Consider the following 16,063-nt stretch of genomic DNA (forward strand, 5'->3'; position numbering starts at 1 on the left):
CATTGATCCTCAACATGTCGACGGCGCAATCATGCACGCAAGTCGCGGCAGGATCACGACATTCTTGCGAATGATCCCCGTTCGGAATGTCACAAGGCGATGATCTTGCCGGGATTGAGGATGTTCTGCGGATCGAGTGCGCGCTTGATCAGCCGCATCGTGGCGAGTGCGGCCGGGCTGTGCTCGATCGTGAGGTACTTCATCTTCTTCTGGCCGACGCCATGCTCGCCGGTGCAGGTTCCCTCCATGGCCAGCGCCCGCTTGACCAGCCGATCGATGAAGGCCTCGCAGCGCGCGACCTCGTCGGGATCGTTAAGATCGACCAGCGGCTGCGTATGGAAATTGCCGTCGCCGACATGGCCGACGATCGGCGCGATCAGGCCCGACGCCTCGATGTCGCGCTTGGTCTCGTCGACGCATTCAGCCAGCCGCGAGATCGGCACGCAGACATCGGTCGCAACCGATTCCGCGCCGGGCCTGAGCGCGCGCGCCGCCCAATAGGCGTCGTGCCGCGCCTGCCACAGCTTCGTGCGATCCTCCGGCCGGGTTGCCCAGTCGAACGACCCGCCACCGAATTCGGCCGCGATCTCGCCGAAGCGCTCGGCCTGTTCCTTCACGCCCTCCTCGGAACCATGGAACTCGACGAACAGCATCGTCGTCTCCGGCAGGCCGAGCTTGGAATGCAGGTTGACGCCGCGCATCATCACGTCATCGACCAGCTCGATCCGCGCGATCGGCAGGCCGGACTGGATCGTCATGATCGTCGCGTCGCACGCCGCCTTCACCGAGGGGAACGCACAGACGCCCGCCGACATCGCCTCGGGAATGCCGTGCAGCTTCAGCGTCACCTCGGTGATGATGCCGAGCGTGCCTTCCGAGCCGACGAGCAGGCGGGTGAGGTCGTAGCCAGCCGAGGATTTGCGCGCCCGGCTCGCGGTCTTGACGATCGAGCCGTCGGCCATCACCGCGGTCAGCGCGATGACATTGTCCTTCATCGTGCCGTAGCGCACGGCATTGGTGCCGGAGGCGCGTGTCGCCGCCATGCCGCCGATCGAGGCGTCGGCGCCGGGATCGATCGGGAAGAACAGCCCCTGGTCACGCAGGTGCTCGTTCAGCTCCTTGCGGGTGATGCCGGGCTCGACGGTGCAGTCCAGGTCCTCGGCATGGACCGCGACGACCCGCTTCATTTGCGACATGTCGATGCAGACGCCGCCGAAGGGCGCGTTGACATGGCCCTCCAGCGAGGTGCCGGTGCCGAAGGCGATCACCGGAACCCCGTGCTTGGCACAGAGTTTCACGATGGAGGCCACCTCTTCGGTGCTCTCAGGATAGACCACCGCATCCGGCGGCTGGTTGGGGATCCAGGTCAGGGTATGGCCGTGCTGTTGCCGGACCGCGAGGCTGGTGACGAGCCGGTTGCCGAACAGCGCCGCCAGTTCCTGCGTCAGCGCAGCGACAGCTTGCGGCGATGGCGGCAGCTCTGCGGCAGGAGCAGAGGTGGCTTGAGGCACGGCAGTGGTAGAAGGCATTGTCATGGCTGGAGAACTTCGCCTAGTCTGGAATGGTTCGGCCTTGAGAGCAGCGGCTCGTGTTGTTTTCACGCGCCGCGACCGCGCCGGCAAGGGCCGGCGGTGCAGAGCCGCCTACGCATCGACGAAAGACGGACCGAAAGGAGGAGCCGATGCCGGACGATATTCGCACGCCCGCTTTGTTTTTCGCTCCCTTCGTCTCGTCCCCCATGCGGGTCGAGCCGCACTGGATCGACTATAACGGCCATCTCAACATGGCCTATTACCATGTCCTGTTTGACCGCGCGGTCGACGAGGCCTTCTCGCTGATCGGCCTCAACCAGGACTATGTCGACAGCCGCCACGCCTCGTTCTTCGCCGCCGAATGCCATGTGCTCTACAAGCGCGAGCTGACGGAAGGCGATCTCGTGCGCGTCACCGCGCAACTCATCGCCTTCGACGACAAGCGGCTGCATTATTATCTCGAAATGCGCCATGCCAGCGAAGGTTGGCTCGCTGCGACCTCCGAGAACCTCTCCTTGCATGTCGACATGACCAGCCGCAGGGTGACGCCCTTCCCGCCCGACATCCTCGCCAATCTCGCGATCATGAAGGCGGCGCATGCGCAGATGCCGCGCCCGGCCACGGTCGGTCGCATGATCGGCATGCCGCAGAAGAGCGCGATCACCCTCGGCGAACCGGCGCCGGAAGCCGAACGCGAGACGGAGACGCGGCACTAGCCGCGCTCGCTATTTGGCCCGTCTAGCGCTGCGGATAAATGGTTTCGCCGCGCTTGAGCATCGCGACGAAGGCCGCGATCTTCTTGCGCCGCCCGGCTTCCGTCTTGAGATTGTGGACGCGGAACGCCAACGCAAAGCGGTTCTGCGCGCTCAGTTTCGCGAGCATCTCCTTGGCCTGAGGCTCTGCGTCGATCGCAGCCTGGAGATCGTCGGGGATCTTCAGGTTTCGGCCGGCGCCATAAGCGCGCGCCCAGCGACCGTCGGCCTTGGCGGCATCGACCTGCACCAGGCCGTGGCCGGTCATGCGCCCCTCCACGATCAGGCGGGCGACATTGTCGACATTGATCTGGCTCCAGATGCTTTTGGCTGTCCTCGGCGTATAGCGCTGCAGATAGCTGCGCTCGTCGAGCCCCTTCTTGACGCCATCGATCCAGCCCCAGCACAGCACGACGTCGATCGCTTCCTTGGGTGTGATCGAGCGCAGGCCGGATGAGAGCTTGTGGATCTTGATCCAGACTTCGTCCGTGCGGTCATGATGCGCGCCAAGCCATTCGTAGAAGCGCGCGGCATCCTCGAATTCGCGGACCTTGTCAGGGTCGACCACAACCGGCGCCATCGCTGCTCCAACATGTTCAGTTCGGCCGAAAGGCCGCACGCCGCTCTACGCGCCGAGAAGGTTCGCTCCTGTCAGCACAGAAGCCGCTGACCGAAGGCCAGCCGGCTACTCGTCGCCGTCCGGTATCTTCAGCAGGTGGCCACAGGCTTTGCAGTGCACGGCGTCGGGCTCGTGGCGCTGAAGAGCGCATTGCGGACAGGGAAAGGTCACCTTGTGCGGGCGGAACACCGCCTGCGCCAATCGAACGAACAGCGAAATGCCGGTGATCATCACCACGATCGAGGTGAGCTTGCCGGCGATGCCCGGCAAGGTGATGTCGCCGAAGCCGGTCGTCGTCACCGTCGTGACGGTGAAATAAAGCGCCTCGACATAGCCCTCCAGCCCCGGCCGGCTCATGAAGAAGAAGGTGTAGACAAAGCCGCTGACCACGAAGAGGAAGGTCGCCAGGTTGATCAGGGCCCGCGCCACATCCTCCCAGTCGCGGTAGCGCGTCTCGCGCAACTGCGCCCAGATCAGGCCGCGCTGCGACAGCGACCAGAGCCGCAGGATGCGCAGGAAGCCGAAATTCTCCAGCCATTGCGGCGCCAGCAGCGTCGCCAGGATGAAGAGGTCGAGCAGCATGGTCGGCTGGCGCAGCAGCCGCAGCATGTTCGAGGAGGCGAGGAAGCGCGCCGCGATCTCGGCGGCGACGATGATCGCGACGGCGTAGTCGAGCCAGAGGAATTCCGGCCGGTCGCGCAGCATCGGCGTCGCGACGAAGAAGCCGATGATCAGGATATCGACGATCAGCGTCGCGAACCGGAAGCGAAGCGCCATCGGCGTGCGGCCATGATAGAGCTGCCGGAGCCGGTCGCGCAGGCCGGAGCTGCCATTGCTGCTGTCGTCAGGATCGGCGGCTGCACTCATCCCATCGGCGTAGCAGCGCGGCGGCGACGGCGTCCAGCCCCGGCGCTCACGCCGGCCGGATCGCGACCGCCTGCACGCTGTAGCCGCCGAACAGCCGCGTGGTGCCGCCGATGGTCCCGGTCTCGGCGCAGAGATCGGTCACGACCATATCGAGATCCCGGCGCGGCGTGACATGGAACAGCGCCAGCCAGCGGTTGAGCACCGCCTTGAACGGCCCCGGCAGATGCGCCTGGTCGCCGAAATCGACGATATGCAGCGCGCCGCCGGGCGCAACAACCTGCATCGCCTGCGCCAACGCTTCGCGCCAGGGCGGGATCATCGAGAGCGCATAGGAGATCACCACCCGCTCGAACCCAGCGCGGCCGAACAGCGCCTGCGGGTCGAAACTGGTCGCATCGGCCTGCGCCAGCGTGATGCGCTCGGACAAGCCGGCCTTCGCTACCTGTTCGCGGGCGGTGCGCAACATCTCCTCGGAGACGTCGAGCCCGTAGCAGCGCACAAGCGGGTAGCGCTGCGCGATCTTGATCAGGTTCCGGCCGGTGCCGCAGCCGACCTCCAGCACCGCACCGCCCGGTGGCGGCTTCAAGCCTGTGATCAGCCCGTCCCGGCCGAGCAGGTAGAACTTGCGGGTCGCGTCGTAGATGTGCCGCTGGAAGCGATACATCCGGTCCATCAGGCCGGCGGCATCCGCCCTGCCCTCGACCGCACTCACGCAGCCGCTCCGCGGACATAGAGATGGAAGGCGCCGTAGATCGAGGAGCGGTCGCGCGCCCCGAGTTCGCGGCTGCGCTCTTCCTGATACTGCCATTGCGACAGGATCGCCTCCGGCACGCGGCCGGGCAGCAGGCGCTCGTCGGCGGCGGTGCGGAAGATCACGCGGGCGCCAGGCGCGGCACTGCGGGTGATCTGCGTCCACAGCGCCGTCAGATCGGCATCGTTCATCCAGTCCTGCGCATCGAGCAGCACGAAACCGTTGCAGCTTTCGGCCGGCTGCTTTTCGAGGAAGGCGGTGATCGCGCTCTGATGATAGGAGACGCGGCCGGCGCGCGCCTTCACCGTCTCGAAATTGCCCTGTTCCAGATAGGGCGGCACCGCCGCATCAGGCTCCGGCCCGTAACCGCGGCCGAAGGCCTGCCAGGCGAAGTAATTGGTCTTGAGGTCGAAGCCGCAGGCCAGCCGTTCCAGCCGATGGCGCAGCACGGCGCGGATACCGGCATCGCCATCGGCGGCCAGCGCCTTGTATTGCGCCGGCGGGATGCCGAGCCCGTAAAGCGAGGCCGGCTGGCGCACCAGCCAACGCACCAGCTTTGTCTCGAACACCGGCGCCAGGTGCCGGTCGAACAGCGCCCGCTGCTCCTCCATCGTCTTGGCCTGCAGCATCACCCTTGGGTCGCAGCCGAGCCGGCGGGCGAGGAAATGCCCGGTGCCGATAAAGCGGCCGAGCAGGCCGTAGCGGTAGAAATTGCGGGCGAAGACCTCGACCCGGCGCCGGCCGGCAATGTTGCGCCCTTCCCAATAGGCGCGGCTGACGGCGTCGAGCCGCAGCGCGATCAGGCGGTCATAGATCTCGACATTGGCCTTCGACTGCGCCTGCCCGAAGAAGCGGCGAAAGACCGCGTGATCGTCGATCTCGGCCAAGGCAGCCAGCTTGAGATGGCCGAGCGCGATATGGGCGCCGTTGAGGTCGATCGCGCTGATCTTCGCCGGGTCGGCGGTGAGATAGGACAGGATGTTGCAGGAACCCGAGGCGATCGCGACGAGATGGTCGCTGGGCTGCAGCGCCAGCGCCTCCATGTCGACGACCGGATCCTCCCAGATCTGCGGATAGACCAGGCCGGAGAAGGCGAACGTGAACATCCGCTCCAGCATGCCGGCGCGCGAGAGCGGCTTGCTGCGATGGACGGCGGTGGTCAGCCCGAGATTCGTCGTGCGCTTCACCGCGCGGATCGTCTGCGTCACGAGAGCCTCGTTTCCGCCCATTGCGATGGCGAGCCGACTAGAGGAGTCGCGTGACGGTTGGGTGACGCGCCGGGCGCCCGGAGAAGAGACCGGTCGCCGCCCAACGCGGATGTGAAACAGGCCGTGTTGCAGAGGGCTGAAAACAGGAAGACAAATCCCCATATCTCGCGCGACAATCGAACAAGAGCTGGTGGAAAGGAGCCTTGCATGGGCCTGATGGACATGTTCGCCAAGACAGGGAAGCCGGCAGAGCGTGAATTCCCCTTCCAGCTCAGCGATGCGGAGTGGCGCCAGAAGCTGACGCCGGAGCAGTACCAGGTGCTGCGCGGCCACGGCACCGAGCGGGCCGGCTCCTGCGCGCTGAACTTCGAAAAGCGTGCCGGCACCTTCTCCTGCGCTGGCTGCGGCCAGCCCTTGTTCCGGTCGCACAAGAAGTTCGAGAGCGGCACCGGCTGGCCGAGCTTCGACCAGCCGCTGGAAGGCGCGGTCGAGGAGAGCGAGGACTACAGCTATGGCATGCACCGGGTCGAGGTTCACTGCGCCAATTGCGGCGGCCATCTCGGCCATGTCTTCCCCGACGGCCCCCCGCCGACCGGCCTGCGCTACTGCATCAACGGCGTGGCGATGGATTTCGCCCCGGAAGCGGGGTGAGACCCTCACTCCGTGACTAAGCGCGGGGAACCCTCTCCGTCCAGGAGAGGGTTCCCCGCGCTGTCCGAGCCTCAAATCTCCGGCACCGCCCGACGTGCCAGCGTCGCCGCATCGACCGCCAGCGGCAGGTCGCCGAAATGCCCGGACCAGTGCCCGCCGAGCCGCGTCGCGACGAAAGCATCAGCGACCGCATGCGGCGCATGGCGGATCAGCAGCGCGCCCTGCAACATCAGCGCCAGACGCTCGGTCAGCAGCCGCGCCTGGCCTTCATGGCGGATCAGGTCATGCAGGTCGTTCTCCAGCGCCTGCAGCGCCGCATCATAGCGCCGGTCCTGGCCGGAGACAGAATGCAGTTCCGCGCGCAGCGCCTGCAGCGAGCCCGGTTCGCGCTCCAATGAGCGCAGCACGTCGAGGCAGATGACGTTGCCCGAACCTTCCCAGACAGAATTGAGCGGCGCCTCGCGATAATGCCGCGCCATCGGGTTCTCCTCGATGAAACCGTTGCCGCCATGGCATTCCAGCGCCTCGGCCACGACCGCCGGCGTGCGCTTCGCCACCCAGTATTTCGCCAGGGGCGCGCCGACCCGGGCCAGCAGCTTCTCGCTCTCCGACTGCTCCTGCCGGTCGACCGCGGCGAAGAGCCGGAAGGCGAGCCAGGCGGCGGCCTCGGCCTCGATTGCGAGGTCGGCTAGGACGTTCTGCATGATCGGCTGATCGATCAAGAGGCGCTGGAAGGCGGTGCGGTGCTGGGCGTGATGGCCGGCGAGCATCACCGCCTGCCGCATCAAACCGGCCGAGGCCGCGGCGATGTCGAGCCGCGTATTGTGGTTCATCGACAGGCCGGTGCGCAGCCCCCGGCCGGGATCGCCGAGCATATGGCCGATCGCGCCCCTGAACTCGACCTCGGAGGAGGCGTTCGAGCGGTTGCCGCATTTGTCCTTGAGGCGCTGGATCGCGATGCCGTTGCGCTCGCCATCCGGCCGCCAGCCCGGCACGACGAAGCAGGAGATGCCCTCCTCATTGCGCGCCAGCGTCAGGAAGACATCGGAATGCGGCACCGAGAAGAACCATTTGCTCCCGTGCAGCGAATAGGTGCCGTCGCGATTGTCATAGGCGATGGTCTGGGTCTGGCGCAGGTCAGAGCCGCCTTGCGTCTCCGTCATCGCCATGCCGACGGTCGCGCCAGTCTTCCCGGCGGCAGGCCCCTGGTTCTTGTCATAGGTCTTAGAGGAGATCAGCGTCCCCCATTGCGCCCACAGCGCCCGATCCTGTTTCAGCACCGGGATCGCCGAATAGGTCATCGAGATCGGACAGCAGATGCCGCTCTCGCAGCCATACCAGAGATATTGCAGGGCGGCCCGCGCCACCTGCGCCCCCGGCCCCGGCTTGTTCCAGGCGAGCGCATGCGTCTCCTGGCCGATGGCGCGGGTCATCAGCGCATGCCAGGCCGGATGGAACTCGATCTGGTCGATGCGATTGCCGAAGCGGTCATGGCTGCGCAGTTCCGGCCCGTGCCGATTGGCGAGTCTGGCCATCTCGATCGTCTCGGCCGCGCCGACCGTCCGCCCGGCCTCGTGCAGCCGCTCATCGGCCCAGCCGGCATCGAAAGCGGTGATCGCCGCCTTCAGCACGGGATCGGCGGCATAAGCGTCGTAATCGGCCAGCGGCGGCACCTGGTTGGTGACCTGATGGGCGTGCGATGCCTGGGCCATGGGCTTCCCTTCCGATCCGCGAACCGCCCCCGTCATTAACCAGCAGACTATGCTGATGCCCGGGAATTGCGAACCTGCCCGATTGCCGCCCGAGTTCACCCGGCACTTCGCCGCGCGCCGTCATCGGCGCGAGCCCATGGAGAACCTTCACGTGCTGCGACGCGTCCTGAGTACCCTCGTGATCACACTGGCCGCCGGCTTCGGCCTTGCCGCCATTCCGGCAAAAGCCCAGCCCCAATCAGCAGTGAAGGTACAGGCTGGCGATGGCCGGCCTTATGAGATCGCCGACAGCGAAGTCTGGGACGTGCCCGATCCGGTCTCGCGGCGCGGCTACCAGGTCTTCGTCGCCCTGCCGCCTTCCTACGCCAAGGAGCCGCAGCGGACATATCCGGTGCTCTACGTCACCGACGCCGACTACGCCTTCCCGATCCTCCGCCAGATCAGCCGCCGCCTGAACGGCGAGGGTCCCAAGGTCGAGGAGTTCATCCTGGTCGGCTTGTCCTATGCCAACGGCGAGGACGGCGCGGCCAGCCGCCGGCGCGACTACACGCCGACGCCGAAAGGGGCTGACGACGACACGCATGGCAAGGCGGGAGCCTACCAGGCTTATCTGCGCAATCAGGTGAAACCGTTCATCGCCCAGCGCTATCGCACCGACCCGGCGCGCAGCGTCTTCCTCGGCCATTCCTATGGCGGGCTGCTCGGGGCTCAGATCCTCCTCACCGAGCCCACAATGTTCAGCGGCTATATCCTCGGCAGCCCGTCATTCTGGTTCGCCAGAGAGCATTACCGCGAGCTGGAATCCGGCTATGCCGCCCGCAGCAAGGACCTGCCGGCCAAGGTGTTCCTCTATGTCGGCGAGTACGAGACAGTCCGGAAAGGCGATCCGCGCTTCAACAGGACCGGAGACATGGTCGGCGACAACCGTGCCTTCGAGAAGGCTCTGAAGGAGCGGAAGTATCCGAACCTCGGCCTGAAATCGGTCGTCCTAAACGACGAGGACCATCTGACCGTCGCCCCGCGCGGCTTCACCCAGGGGCTGAGATACCTGCTGCCATCGCGCTGATGCGGCGGGGTTTATGATCGCCTGCTCGCCATCGCGGAAAACCATTCCTGATGGCGAGCAATCCAAGACGCCTGCCCCTATATTGACCGTGAACGAATCACGATCACGCAAGCCAAGCCATTGTCCGACCAGAGCACCTCCGCCCCCCTGCCCCGTCCCGGCGGTCTCGCCGCGCGCGCCGCCGCGCAGCCGGCGGCCGGCTATCTGCAGGGGCTCAACCCGGAGCAGCGCCAGGCGGTCGAGGCGACCGACGGGCCCGTGCTGGTCCTGGCCGGCGCCGGCACCGGCAAGACCCGCGTGCTCACCACCCGCATCGCCCATCTGATCGCGACCAATCGCGCCTACCCCTCGCAGATCCTCGCCGTGACCTTCACCAACAAGGCGGCGCGCGAGATGAAGGAGCGCGTCGCCCATCTCGTCGGCCCGGTCGCCGAGGGCATGCCCTGGCTCGGCACCTTCCACTCGATCTCGGCCAAGCTGCTGCGCCGCCATGCCGAGCTGGTCGACCTGCGCTCCGATTTCACCATCCTCGACACCGACGACCAGATCCGCCTGATGAAGCAGGTGATCCAGGCGGAGGGCATCGACGAGAAGCGCTGGCCCGGCCGGATGCTGGCCGGCTTCATCGATAGCTGGAAGAACCGCGGCCTCGCACCCAAGGATGTGCCGCCGGGCGAATCCGGCGTCTTCGCTTCCGGCAAGGGCGGCAAGCTCTACGCCGCCTATCAGGACCGGCTGAAAACGCTGAACGCCGTCGATTTCGGCGATCTGCTGCTGCACTGCCTGACGCTGTTCCGCGCGCATCCGGAACTGCTCGCGAGCTATCACGAGCGCTTCCGTTACATCCTCGTCGACGAGTACCAAGACACCAACGTCGCCCAGTATCTCTGGCTCAGGCTTCTCGCCCAGGGCCGCCGCAACATCGCCTGCGTCGGCGACGACGACCAGTCGATCTATGGCTGGCGCGGCGCCGAGGTCGATAACATCCTGCGCTTCGAGCACGATTTTCCGGGCGCGACCGTGGTCCGGCTCGAGCGCAACTACCGCTCGACCGGCCATATCCTCGCCACCGCCGCCAAGCTGATCGCCCGCAATGAGGGCCGTCTCGGCAAGACGCTGCGCACCGAGGACGAGGCCGGCGAGAAGGTCACCATCACCGGCGCCTGGGACAGCCAGGAGGAGGCCCGCCTGATCTCCGACGAGATCGAGGCGATGCAGTCCAAGGGCGAGAACCTCTCCGAGGTCGCGATCCTGGTCCGCATCTCCGCGCAGATGCGCGAGATGGAGGAGCGGCTCATCCATGTCGGCGTGCCCTATCGCGTCATCGGCGGCCCGCGCTTCTACGAGCGCGCTGAGATCCGCGACGCAATGGCCTATCTGCGCTGCGTGGTGAGCCCCACCGACGACCTCGCCTTCGAGCGCATCGTCAATGTGCCCAAGCGCGGCCTCGGCGACGCCACCATCCAGCTGCTGCACAATTACGCTCGCGCCGCGCAGATCTCGCTGCTGCAGGCGGCCCGCGTCGTCGTCGAGAGCGACGAGCTCAAGCCCAAGGCCCGCACGACCTTGCGCGAACTGGTCGAGGCCTTCGCCCGCTGGCAGGGCAAGGCCGAGGCGATGCCGCAGGGCGAGCTCGCCGAGCTGGTGCTGGAAGAGAGCGGCTACACCGAGATGTGGCAGAAGGACCGCTCGGCCGACGCCGCCGGGCGCCTGGAAAACCTCAAGGAGCTGGTGCGCTCGCTCGACGAATTCCCCGACCTGCCGTCCTTCCTCGAGCACGTCTCGCTGGTGATGGACGCCGACAGCGGCGATGGCGGCGCCCGCGTCTCGATCATGACGCTGCACGCCGCCAAGGGTCTGGAATTCGACACCGTCTTCCTGCCCGGCTGGGAGGAAGGGCTGTTCCCGAGCCAGCGCGCCCTCGACGAGAACGGCCGCGCCGGGCTCGAAGAGGAACGCCGCCTCGCTCATGTCGGCCTGACCCGTGCCCGCAAGCGGCTGAAACTCTATTTCGCCTCGAACCGCCGCATCCACGGCCTCTGGCAGTCGAGCCTGCCCTCGCGCTTCATCGACGAATTGCCGGAGGACCATGTCGAGGTCGTCCAGGCGCCGACCGCCTATAGCCAGGGCGGCTACGGCGCCTCCCGCTTCGAGCGCATGGAGAGCTTCGGCTCCTCCTATCAGACGCCGGGCTGGCAGCGCGCCCAGGAGAACAAGGCCAAGTTCAACTCCGGCGGGGGCTCGGGCTTCTCCGACGCCGGCCAGCGCGGCTTTGGCCAGGGGACCGGCTTCGGCAGTCGCCAGCGTGGCCCGATGCTGATCGAGGGCGAGCTGACGGCAAAATCGACGGGAAGCTCCGCCTTCGACCCCGGCGCCCGCGTCTTCCACGTCAAGTTCGGCCCCGGTTCGGTCGCCAGCGTCGACGGCAACAAGCTGACCGTCGATTTTGACAAGGCCGGTCGGAAAATGGTGCTGGACTCGTTCGTTCAGAAAGCAGGCTAGGGTCCGGTCTCGCGATTCCCGGAGACCGCCCCATGCATCCCGACATCATCGTTACCGACAGTATCGACGAGACCTTCCTGTCGGTGCTTCAGGAGGGCTTGCGGGGCTATAACGAGGAACAGGCCGGCGCGACCGATCTGAAGCCGATCCAGGTCAAGATCCGCGATCCCGAAACCGGCGCCCTCGCGGGCGGCCTTTCCGGCCGGACCTCGCGCGGCGTGCTCTTCATCGACTATGTCTATCTGCCGCAGAGCCTGCGCGGCTCCGGTGTCGGCAGCCGCATGCTCGCCATGGCCGAGCATGAGGGCAAGAGGCGCGGCTGCAGCAAGGCGGTGCTCTTCACCATCACCTTCCAGGCCCCGGACTTCTACAAGCGCCTCGGCTGGAAGGTCCTCGGCGAGGTCGCGCCCAAGCCGCCCGGCGCCACCCGCATCTACCTGACCAAGGACCTGTGAGCACCGGCGATCTCGGCGTTTCGCGCTGCCGGCTCGCGACGGTGTGATCGCTCCGGCCTCTCCCTTGCCTTGACGAATCTACTTACTAGTAGGTAGAAAACTGCATGACCAACCCCTCAGCGACCTATGACGACATCCTGCGCTGCGCGCGGTCGCTGCTGATCGAGGGCGGCTATAACGGCTTCAGCTATGCCGACATCGCCAAGGTAGTCGGCATCCGCAATGCCAGCATCCACCACCATTTTCCGACCAAGTCCGAGCTCGTTCGCACGCTCGTTGCCCGCTATCGGCAGGAGGCCGAGGCAGGCATTGCCGCGCTGGAACGTCAGGTCGCCGACCCCGCCGATCAATTGCGCGGCTATGTCGGCTACTGGGAAGCCTGCATCGTCGATGCCAGTGCTCCGCTCTGCCTCTGCGCCCTGCTCGCAAGTCAGATCCCGGTGCTGCCCGAGGAGATCACACTGGAGGTGCGTGCGCATTTCAGGACGTTCTCGGCCTGGCTGACCTCGCTGCTCGAACGCGGGGCACGACAAGGCAGCCTGCATTTCACCGGCACGGCCAAAACCGAGGCGGAAGCCTTCCTGGCCGGCGTCCATGGCGCGATGCTCTCGGCGCGCGCCTATGGCGATCCCAGGATGTTCGGCGTCATCACCCGCCCGCTCCTGGAGCGCCTCACGATCCGGAACTAGAGCACTCCGCCCGGCGGGTGAAAGCATCGCCTCCAAACCTACCGACTAATAGGTAGATACATCCCCCCCTGACGGCCGAAGTGCTGGCTTTCGCTGCCTTCAGCCACTCGATGAAAGGACACTCCTCATGTTCGGCATCTCGACGCTCGGCTGGGTGCATACGCTCGGCAGCCTTCCCGCCATTCCGGCAGCGGCCTACATGCTCGCGGTCCACGGCCGGATCGTGCCGCGCTCGCCGGCCGGCACGATCTATCTGGTCTCCATGGTGATCGGTGCCGCTACGGTCTTTCTCGTCGGGCATCAGCCGGTGAGCTACGTCATCGGCACGCTGACGCTCCTGCTGCTCGCTTTGGGTTATTCCGTCGGCCACCTGCCGATCTCGCGAGCCGTCGCGACTTATGTCGAGACGATAACCCTCAGCGTGACGGTGTTCCTGCTGATGCTGCCGACCGCCACCGAAATCCTGCGCCGCGTTCCCGACGGCCATCCGCTTGTCACGGACTTGAAGTCCCCGCTGCTTCTCAGCGTGCAGGGCGGCATCCTCGCCGCGCTCGTGATCGGAGTGACCGCGCAGATCATCTCCCTGCGCAGGAAGGGCAAGACGGCGGCCGCTTGAGCCAAGGCGTTCGGCCTGACGGCCAGCCCTCTACCCTTCCTCCCGCTCCCGGAATGCCCGCCGCGCCGCCGAGACCTCGGCATGATAGGTCTCGGCCCAGGTCCAGACCCCGCAGAAGGCCGCGCTGAGCTCGCGGCCAAGCTCGGTCAGCGTGTAGTCGACATGCGGCGGGATCACCGGGTGGACGGTCCGGACCACAAGCCCGTCGCGCTCCATCTCGCGCAGCGTCTTGGTCAGCATCTTCTGGCTGATGCCGCCGACGAGCCGCCCGCATTCGGTGAAGCGCAGCGTGCCGTGCTCCTCCAGTGCCTCCAGCACCAGCATCGTCCATTTGTCGGCGACCTGAGCGATCACCTGCCGGACCAGCGATTCGACCGCCTTCGAGACCGGCGGGATCTCCTCGCTGCGCTTGTGCATCGCCGCCATCGCCTCGCGGATCGCATGCATACCGACACTTTCCTTTTGGTGCGTATCGAACTTTTGGGCGCCTTCTTTCCGCTGGAGAGTAGCGACGCCAGCTGATGTCTCGCAACCAGGAAAGGGATTTGCGATGAACATCAGCGGCAACACCATTCTCATCACCGGCGGCGGCTCCGGCATTGGCCGCGCTCTGGCCGAGGCCCTGCACAAGGCCGGCAACCAGGTCGTCATCGCCGGTCGACGCGAGGCGCTGCTCAATGAAGTGACCTCGCACAATCCAGGCATGGAGGCGCTCCTGCTCGACATCCAGGACAAGGACGATGTTGCCGCCTTCGCCAGGCAGGCGGTCGAGAGCTTCCCGGCCCTCAACGCCGTCATCCACAATGCCGGCATCATGCGCAGCGAGGCGGTCGCCGCCGGCGACTTCCTCGCCACGGCCGAGGACACGGTTGCGACCAATCTGCTCGGCCCGATCCGGCTGACCGCCGCGCTGCTGCCGCATCTCCTGAAGCAGGAGCGCGCGGCGATCCTGACCGTCTCCTCCGGCCTCGCCTTCGTGCCGCTGGCGACGACGCCGACCTACAGCGCGACCAAGGCGGCGATCCATGCCTGGTCGATGGCACTACGCGAGCAGCTCAAAAAGACCTCGGTCGAGGTCATCGAGATCGCCCCGCCCTACGTCCAGACCGAATTGCTCGGCCCGCAGCAGGCGGTCGATCCCGCAGCGATGCCACTGGCCGAGTTCATCGCCGAGGTGATGGCGCTGCTCGAAAGCCAGCCTACCTCCGGCGAGATCATCGTCGAGCGCTGCAAGCCGCTGCGCTTCGCCGCCGAGAACGGCCAGGTCGCGGCGATCTTCGCCCAGCTCAACGCGCAGCACGGCTGAGCGCCCCCCGCGCAGGTCGTCCCGGACAAGCCGCATCAGCGGCGCCGATCCGAGACCCATACCTGAACCGTTCTGGCATGGGTCCCGGGTCTCCCTTCGGTCGCCCGGGACGACCAAGAAGGTGGCTGAACGGAATGACAAGCCGCCTCGCCCCTGCTAAGCCGCGCCCATGCGCGAAGGCCTCCTCCCCGCGACGGTCGCGACCGTCCTCGAACTCGAAACCAGCGGCGACAAGGCCCGCGCCTTGACCGAGCTCCTGGGCGAGGTATTCGACCCCACAGAAACGGCCGTCTCCGCCTTCGAGGTCGAGAGCGGCGTCACCACCCTGTCGCTGAACGCGCCCTGGAAGGTCGAGATCTATTTCGCGACGCACCCGGACGAAGAAGCGGTGCGTGACATGCTCAGGCCAATCGTCGGCGACAGCATCGACGCGACGCCTTTCACCACGGTAAAGCAGCAGGATTGGGTCGCCGCCAGCCTGGACGGCCTGCAGCCGGTGCGCGCCGGCAGGGTCCTGGTCCACGGTTCGCATGACCGCGACGCGGTCAAGGTCAACGACGTCGCCATCGAGATCGCGGCGGCGCTCGCCTTCGGCACCGGCCATCACGGCACCACCGCCGGCTGCCTGCTGGCGCTCGACGCCGAGCTGAAGAAGCGCCGGCCACGCAACGCCATCGATGTCGGCACCGGCACCGGCATCCTCGCGCTCGCGCTCGCCAAGCAGGTCAAGCGCAAGGTCGTCGCCGGCGATATCGACGCGATCGCGATCGAGGTCTCAGCCAGCAATGCCAGGATCAACCATGCCCCGCAGGCGCTCGACCTTTATGTCGCGCCGGGCCTGCGCCATGCCAAGGCGGATCGTCCCCGCCATTTCGACCTGATCTTCGCCAATATCCTGGCCGGCCCGCTGCGCAAGCTGGCACCCGCGATCGCCCGCGCGCTCTCCGATGACGGCGTGGTGATCCTGTCGGGGCTGCTGGAAATGGACGTCGCCGGCGTGCTCTCGGCCTATCGCCATCAGGGGCTGGCGCTGGCCAAGCGCTCCTCGCGCGAAGGCTGGGCAACGCTGGTCATGAAAAGAGGCGGCGCAGCCGCCAGGCCGCGCCGCCTCTACTAGGCCCTACACTTCGAACAAGCGGCAGCGGATTTCGCCGCCATGCCTGCTCAGAAGCCCAGGTGGCCGTACTTTCCTTCGGCTTCCGCCTGCAAAGCGCGGGCGTCGTGCCAGACCGCGGCCGCGAACTTGGCGGCGTCGACGATCGAGTCATAGGCATGCTTGACGATGGCGATCATGGTCCTGGTTCCTTGTCTGTTGCGCGCGGCGCGGTTCGCGGCCT

The 16,063-nt window shown here is 66.5% G+C and carries 17 protein-coding genes; 9 read left to right on the forward strand and 8 right to left on the reverse strand.

Annotated elements, in window-relative coordinates; translation table 11 throughout:
- Positions 1 to 89 precede the first annotated feature (89 nt).
- Positions 90 to 1,529 carry an FAD-binding oxidoreductase gene (locus VGV58_RS16020; protein WP_326876150.1) on the reverse strand — a complete coding sequence of 480 codons (1,440 nt, stop codon included), beginning with the start codon at positions 1,527 to 1,529 and terminating at the stop codon, positions 90 to 92.
- A gap of 152 nt (positions 1,530 to 1,681) precedes the next feature.
- Here VGV58_RS16020 and VGV58_RS16025 point away from each other — a divergent pair, with 152 nt between their 5' ends.
- A complete protein-coding gene (locus VGV58_RS16025) occupies positions 1,682 to 2,248 on the forward strand; it encodes a thioesterase family protein (RefSeq protein WP_326875030.1) in 567 nt (188 codons plus the stop codon).
- A 22-nt stretch (positions 2,249 to 2,270) separates the two neighbouring features.
- Here the strand turns inward: VGV58_RS16025 and VGV58_RS16030 are convergent, their stop codons facing one another.
- From VGV58_RS16030 to VGV58_RS16045, 4 genes are all read right to left on the reverse strand, one after another.
- Positions 2,271 to 2,864 carry a YdeI/OmpD-associated family protein gene (locus tag VGV58_RS16030; protein WP_326875031.1) on the reverse strand — a complete coding sequence of 198 codons (594 nt, stop codon included), beginning with the start codon at positions 2,862 to 2,864 and terminating at the stop codon, positions 2,271 to 2,273.
- A gap of 105 nt (positions 2,865 to 2,969) precedes the next feature.
- Positions 2,970 to 3,770, reverse strand: coding sequence for an ion channel (locus VGV58_RS16035; protein WP_326875032.1), 801 nt, complete (start codon positions 3,768 to 3,770; stop codon positions 2,970 to 2,972).
- Between the two features lie 46 nt (positions 3,771 to 3,816).
- Entirely contained in the window at positions 3,817 to 4,482 is a 666-nt protein-coding gene (locus VGV58_RS16040; RefSeq protein ID WP_326875033.1) for a class I SAM-dependent methyltransferase, read from the reverse strand.
- Positions 4,479 to 5,729, reverse strand: a complete 1,251-nt coding sequence (locus tag VGV58_RS16045; RefSeq protein WP_326875034.1) for a BtaA family protein — start codon at positions 5,727 to 5,729, stop codon at positions 4,479 to 4,481. Before VGV58_RS16045 ends, VGV58_RS16040 begins: the two co-directional genes overlap by 4 nt.
- Positions 5,730 to 5,945: 216 nt before the next feature.
- On the opposite strand from VGV58_RS16045, the gene msrB reads away from it, so the two are divergent.
- Entirely contained in the window at positions 5,946 to 6,380 is a 435-nt protein-coding gene (msrB, locus tag VGV58_RS16050) for a peptide-methionine (R)-S-oxide reductase MsrB (RefSeq protein ID WP_326876151.1), read from the forward strand.
- Positions 6,381 to 6,451: 71 nt separating this feature from the next.
- Here msrB and VGV58_RS16055 read toward each other — a convergent pair whose 3' ends face one another.
- Positions 6,452 to 8,092: an acyl-CoA dehydrogenase family protein gene (locus VGV58_RS16055; protein WP_326875035.1), complete on the reverse strand. Its 1,641-nt coding sequence runs from the start codon at positions 8,090 to 8,092 to the stop codon at positions 6,452 to 6,454.
- A 151-nt stretch (positions 8,093 to 8,243) separates the two neighbouring features.
- Here VGV58_RS16055 and VGV58_RS16060 point away from each other — a divergent pair, with 151 nt between their 5' ends.
- The 5 genes from VGV58_RS16060 to VGV58_RS16080 all read left to right on the forward strand — a co-directional run bounded on the left by VGV58_RS16060 (position 8,244) and on the right by VGV58_RS16080 (position 13,420).
- Positions 8,244 to 9,158: an alpha/beta hydrolase gene (locus VGV58_RS16060; protein WP_326875036.1), complete on the forward strand. Its 915-nt coding sequence runs from the start codon at positions 8,244 to 8,246 to the stop codon at positions 9,156 to 9,158.
- Between the two features lie 120 nt (positions 9,159 to 9,278).
- Positions 9,279 to 11,660 (forward strand): UvrD-helicase domain-containing protein, encoded by a 2,382-nt coding sequence (locus VGV58_RS16065; protein ID WP_414643993.1) that lies wholly within the window; start codon positions 9,279 to 9,281, stop codon positions 11,658 to 11,660.
- A 32-nt stretch (positions 11,661 to 11,692) separates the two neighbouring features.
- Complete coding sequence (locus VGV58_RS16070) at positions 11,693 to 12,115, forward strand: GNAT family N-acetyltransferase (protein WP_326875037.1); 423 nt, start codon at positions 11,693 to 11,695, stop codon at positions 12,113 to 12,115.
- A gap of 104 nt (positions 12,116 to 12,219) precedes the next feature.
- Positions 12,220 to 12,804: a TetR/AcrR family transcriptional regulator gene (locus VGV58_RS16075; RefSeq protein WP_326875038.1), complete on the forward strand. Its 585-nt coding sequence runs from the start codon at positions 12,220 to 12,222 to the stop codon at positions 12,802 to 12,804.
- 127 nt (positions 12,805 to 12,931) lie between these two features.
- Positions 12,932 to 13,420, forward strand: coding sequence for a hypothetical protein (locus tag VGV58_RS16080; RefSeq protein ID WP_326875039.1), 489 nt, complete (start codon positions 12,932 to 12,934; stop codon positions 13,418 to 13,420).
- 30 nt (positions 13,421 to 13,450) lie between these two features.
- Here VGV58_RS16080 and VGV58_RS16085 read toward each other — a convergent pair whose 3' ends face one another.
- Positions 13,451 to 13,846, reverse strand: a complete 396-nt coding sequence (locus tag VGV58_RS16085) for a winged helix-turn-helix transcriptional regulator (RefSeq protein ID WP_326876153.1) — start codon at positions 13,844 to 13,846, stop codon at positions 13,451 to 13,453.
- Positions 13,847 to 13,970: 124 nt separating this feature from the next.
- Here VGV58_RS16085 and VGV58_RS16090 point away from each other — a divergent pair, with 124 nt between their 5' ends.
- Both VGV58_RS16090 and VGV58_RS16095 read left to right on the forward strand, forming a co-directional pair.
- On the forward strand, positions 13,971 to 14,726 hold the full coding sequence (locus VGV58_RS16090; RefSeq protein WP_326875040.1) for an SDR family oxidoreductase: 756 nt from the start codon (positions 13,971 to 13,973) through the stop codon (positions 14,724 to 14,726).
- A 169-nt stretch (positions 14,727 to 14,895) separates the two neighbouring features.
- The gene (locus VGV58_RS16095) at positions 14,896 to 15,843 is read left to right on the forward strand and encodes a 50S ribosomal protein L11 methyltransferase (protein ID WP_326875041.1); all 948 of its coding nucleotides are present in this window, start codon (positions 14,896 to 14,898) and stop codon (positions 15,841 to 15,843) included.
- Positions 15,844 to 15,890: 47 nt separating this feature from the next.
- On the opposite strand, the gene VGV58_RS16100 is transcribed toward VGV58_RS16095, so the two are convergent.
- Positions 15,891 to 16,019, reverse strand: coding sequence for a hypothetical protein (locus tag VGV58_RS16100; RefSeq protein WP_326875042.1), 129 nt, complete (start codon positions 16,017 to 16,019; stop codon positions 15,891 to 15,893).
- Positions 16,020 to 16,063: the final 44 nt, after the last annotated feature.

This window comes from Allobosea sp., assembly GCF_035944895.1.
GTDB lineage: Bacteria > Pseudomonadota > Alphaproteobacteria > Rhizobiales > Beijerinckiaceae > Allobosea.

What these genes read in the sequence shown, in the direction of transcription:
- VGV58_RS16070 (WP_326875037.1), top strand. Translation starts at nt 11,693, where the DNA reads ATGCATCCCGACATCATCGTTACCGACAGTATCGACGAGACCTTCCTG.
- VGV58_RS16030 (WP_326875031.1), bottom strand. Translation starts at nt 2,864, where the DNA reads ATGGCGCCGGTTGTGGTCGACCCTGACAAGGTCCGCGAATTCGAGGAT.
- VGV58_RS16025 (WP_326875030.1), top strand. Translation starts at nt 1,682, where the DNA reads ATGCCGGACGATATTCGCACGCCCGCTTTGTTTTTCGCTCCCTTCGTC.
- VGV58_RS16080 (WP_326875039.1), top strand. Translation starts at nt 12,932, where the DNA reads ATGTTCGGCATCTCGACGCTCGGCTGGGTGCATACGCTCGGCAGCCTT.
- VGV58_RS16095 (WP_326875041.1), top strand. Translation starts at nt 14,896, where the DNA reads ATGCGCGAAGGCCTCCTCCCCGCGACGGTCGCGACCGTCCTCGAACTC.
- VGV58_RS16090 (WP_326875040.1), top strand. Translation starts at nt 13,971, where the DNA reads ATGAACATCAGCGGCAACACCATTCTCATCACCGGCGGCGGCTCCGGC.
- VGV58_RS16020 (WP_326876150.1), bottom strand. Translation starts at nt 1,529, where the DNA reads ATGCCTTCTACCACTGCCGTGCCTCAAGCCACCTCTGCTCCTGCCGCA.
- msrB (WP_326876151.1), top strand. Translation starts at nt 5,946, where the DNA reads ATGGACATGTTCGCCAAGACAGGGAAGCCGGCAGAGCGTGAATTCCCC.
- VGV58_RS16075 (WP_326875038.1), top strand. Translation starts at nt 12,220, where the DNA reads ATGACCAACCCCTCAGCGACCTATGACGACATCCTGCGCTGCGCGCGG.
- VGV58_RS16055 (WP_326875035.1), bottom strand. Translation starts at nt 8,092, where the DNA reads ATGGCCCAGGCATCGCACGCCCATCAGGTCACCAACCAGGTGCCGCCG.
- VGV58_RS16100 (WP_326875042.1), bottom strand. Translation starts at nt 16,019, where the DNA reads ATGATCGCCATCGTCAAGCATGCCTATGACTCGATCGTCGACGCCGCC.
- VGV58_RS16085 (WP_326876153.1), bottom strand. Translation starts at nt 13,846, where the DNA reads ATGGCGGCGATGCACAAGCGCAGCGAGGAGATCCCGCCGGTCTCGAAG.
- VGV58_RS16035 (WP_326875032.1), bottom strand. Translation starts at nt 3,770, where the DNA reads ATGAGTGCAGCCGCCGATCCTGACGACAGCAGCAATGGCAGCTCCGGC.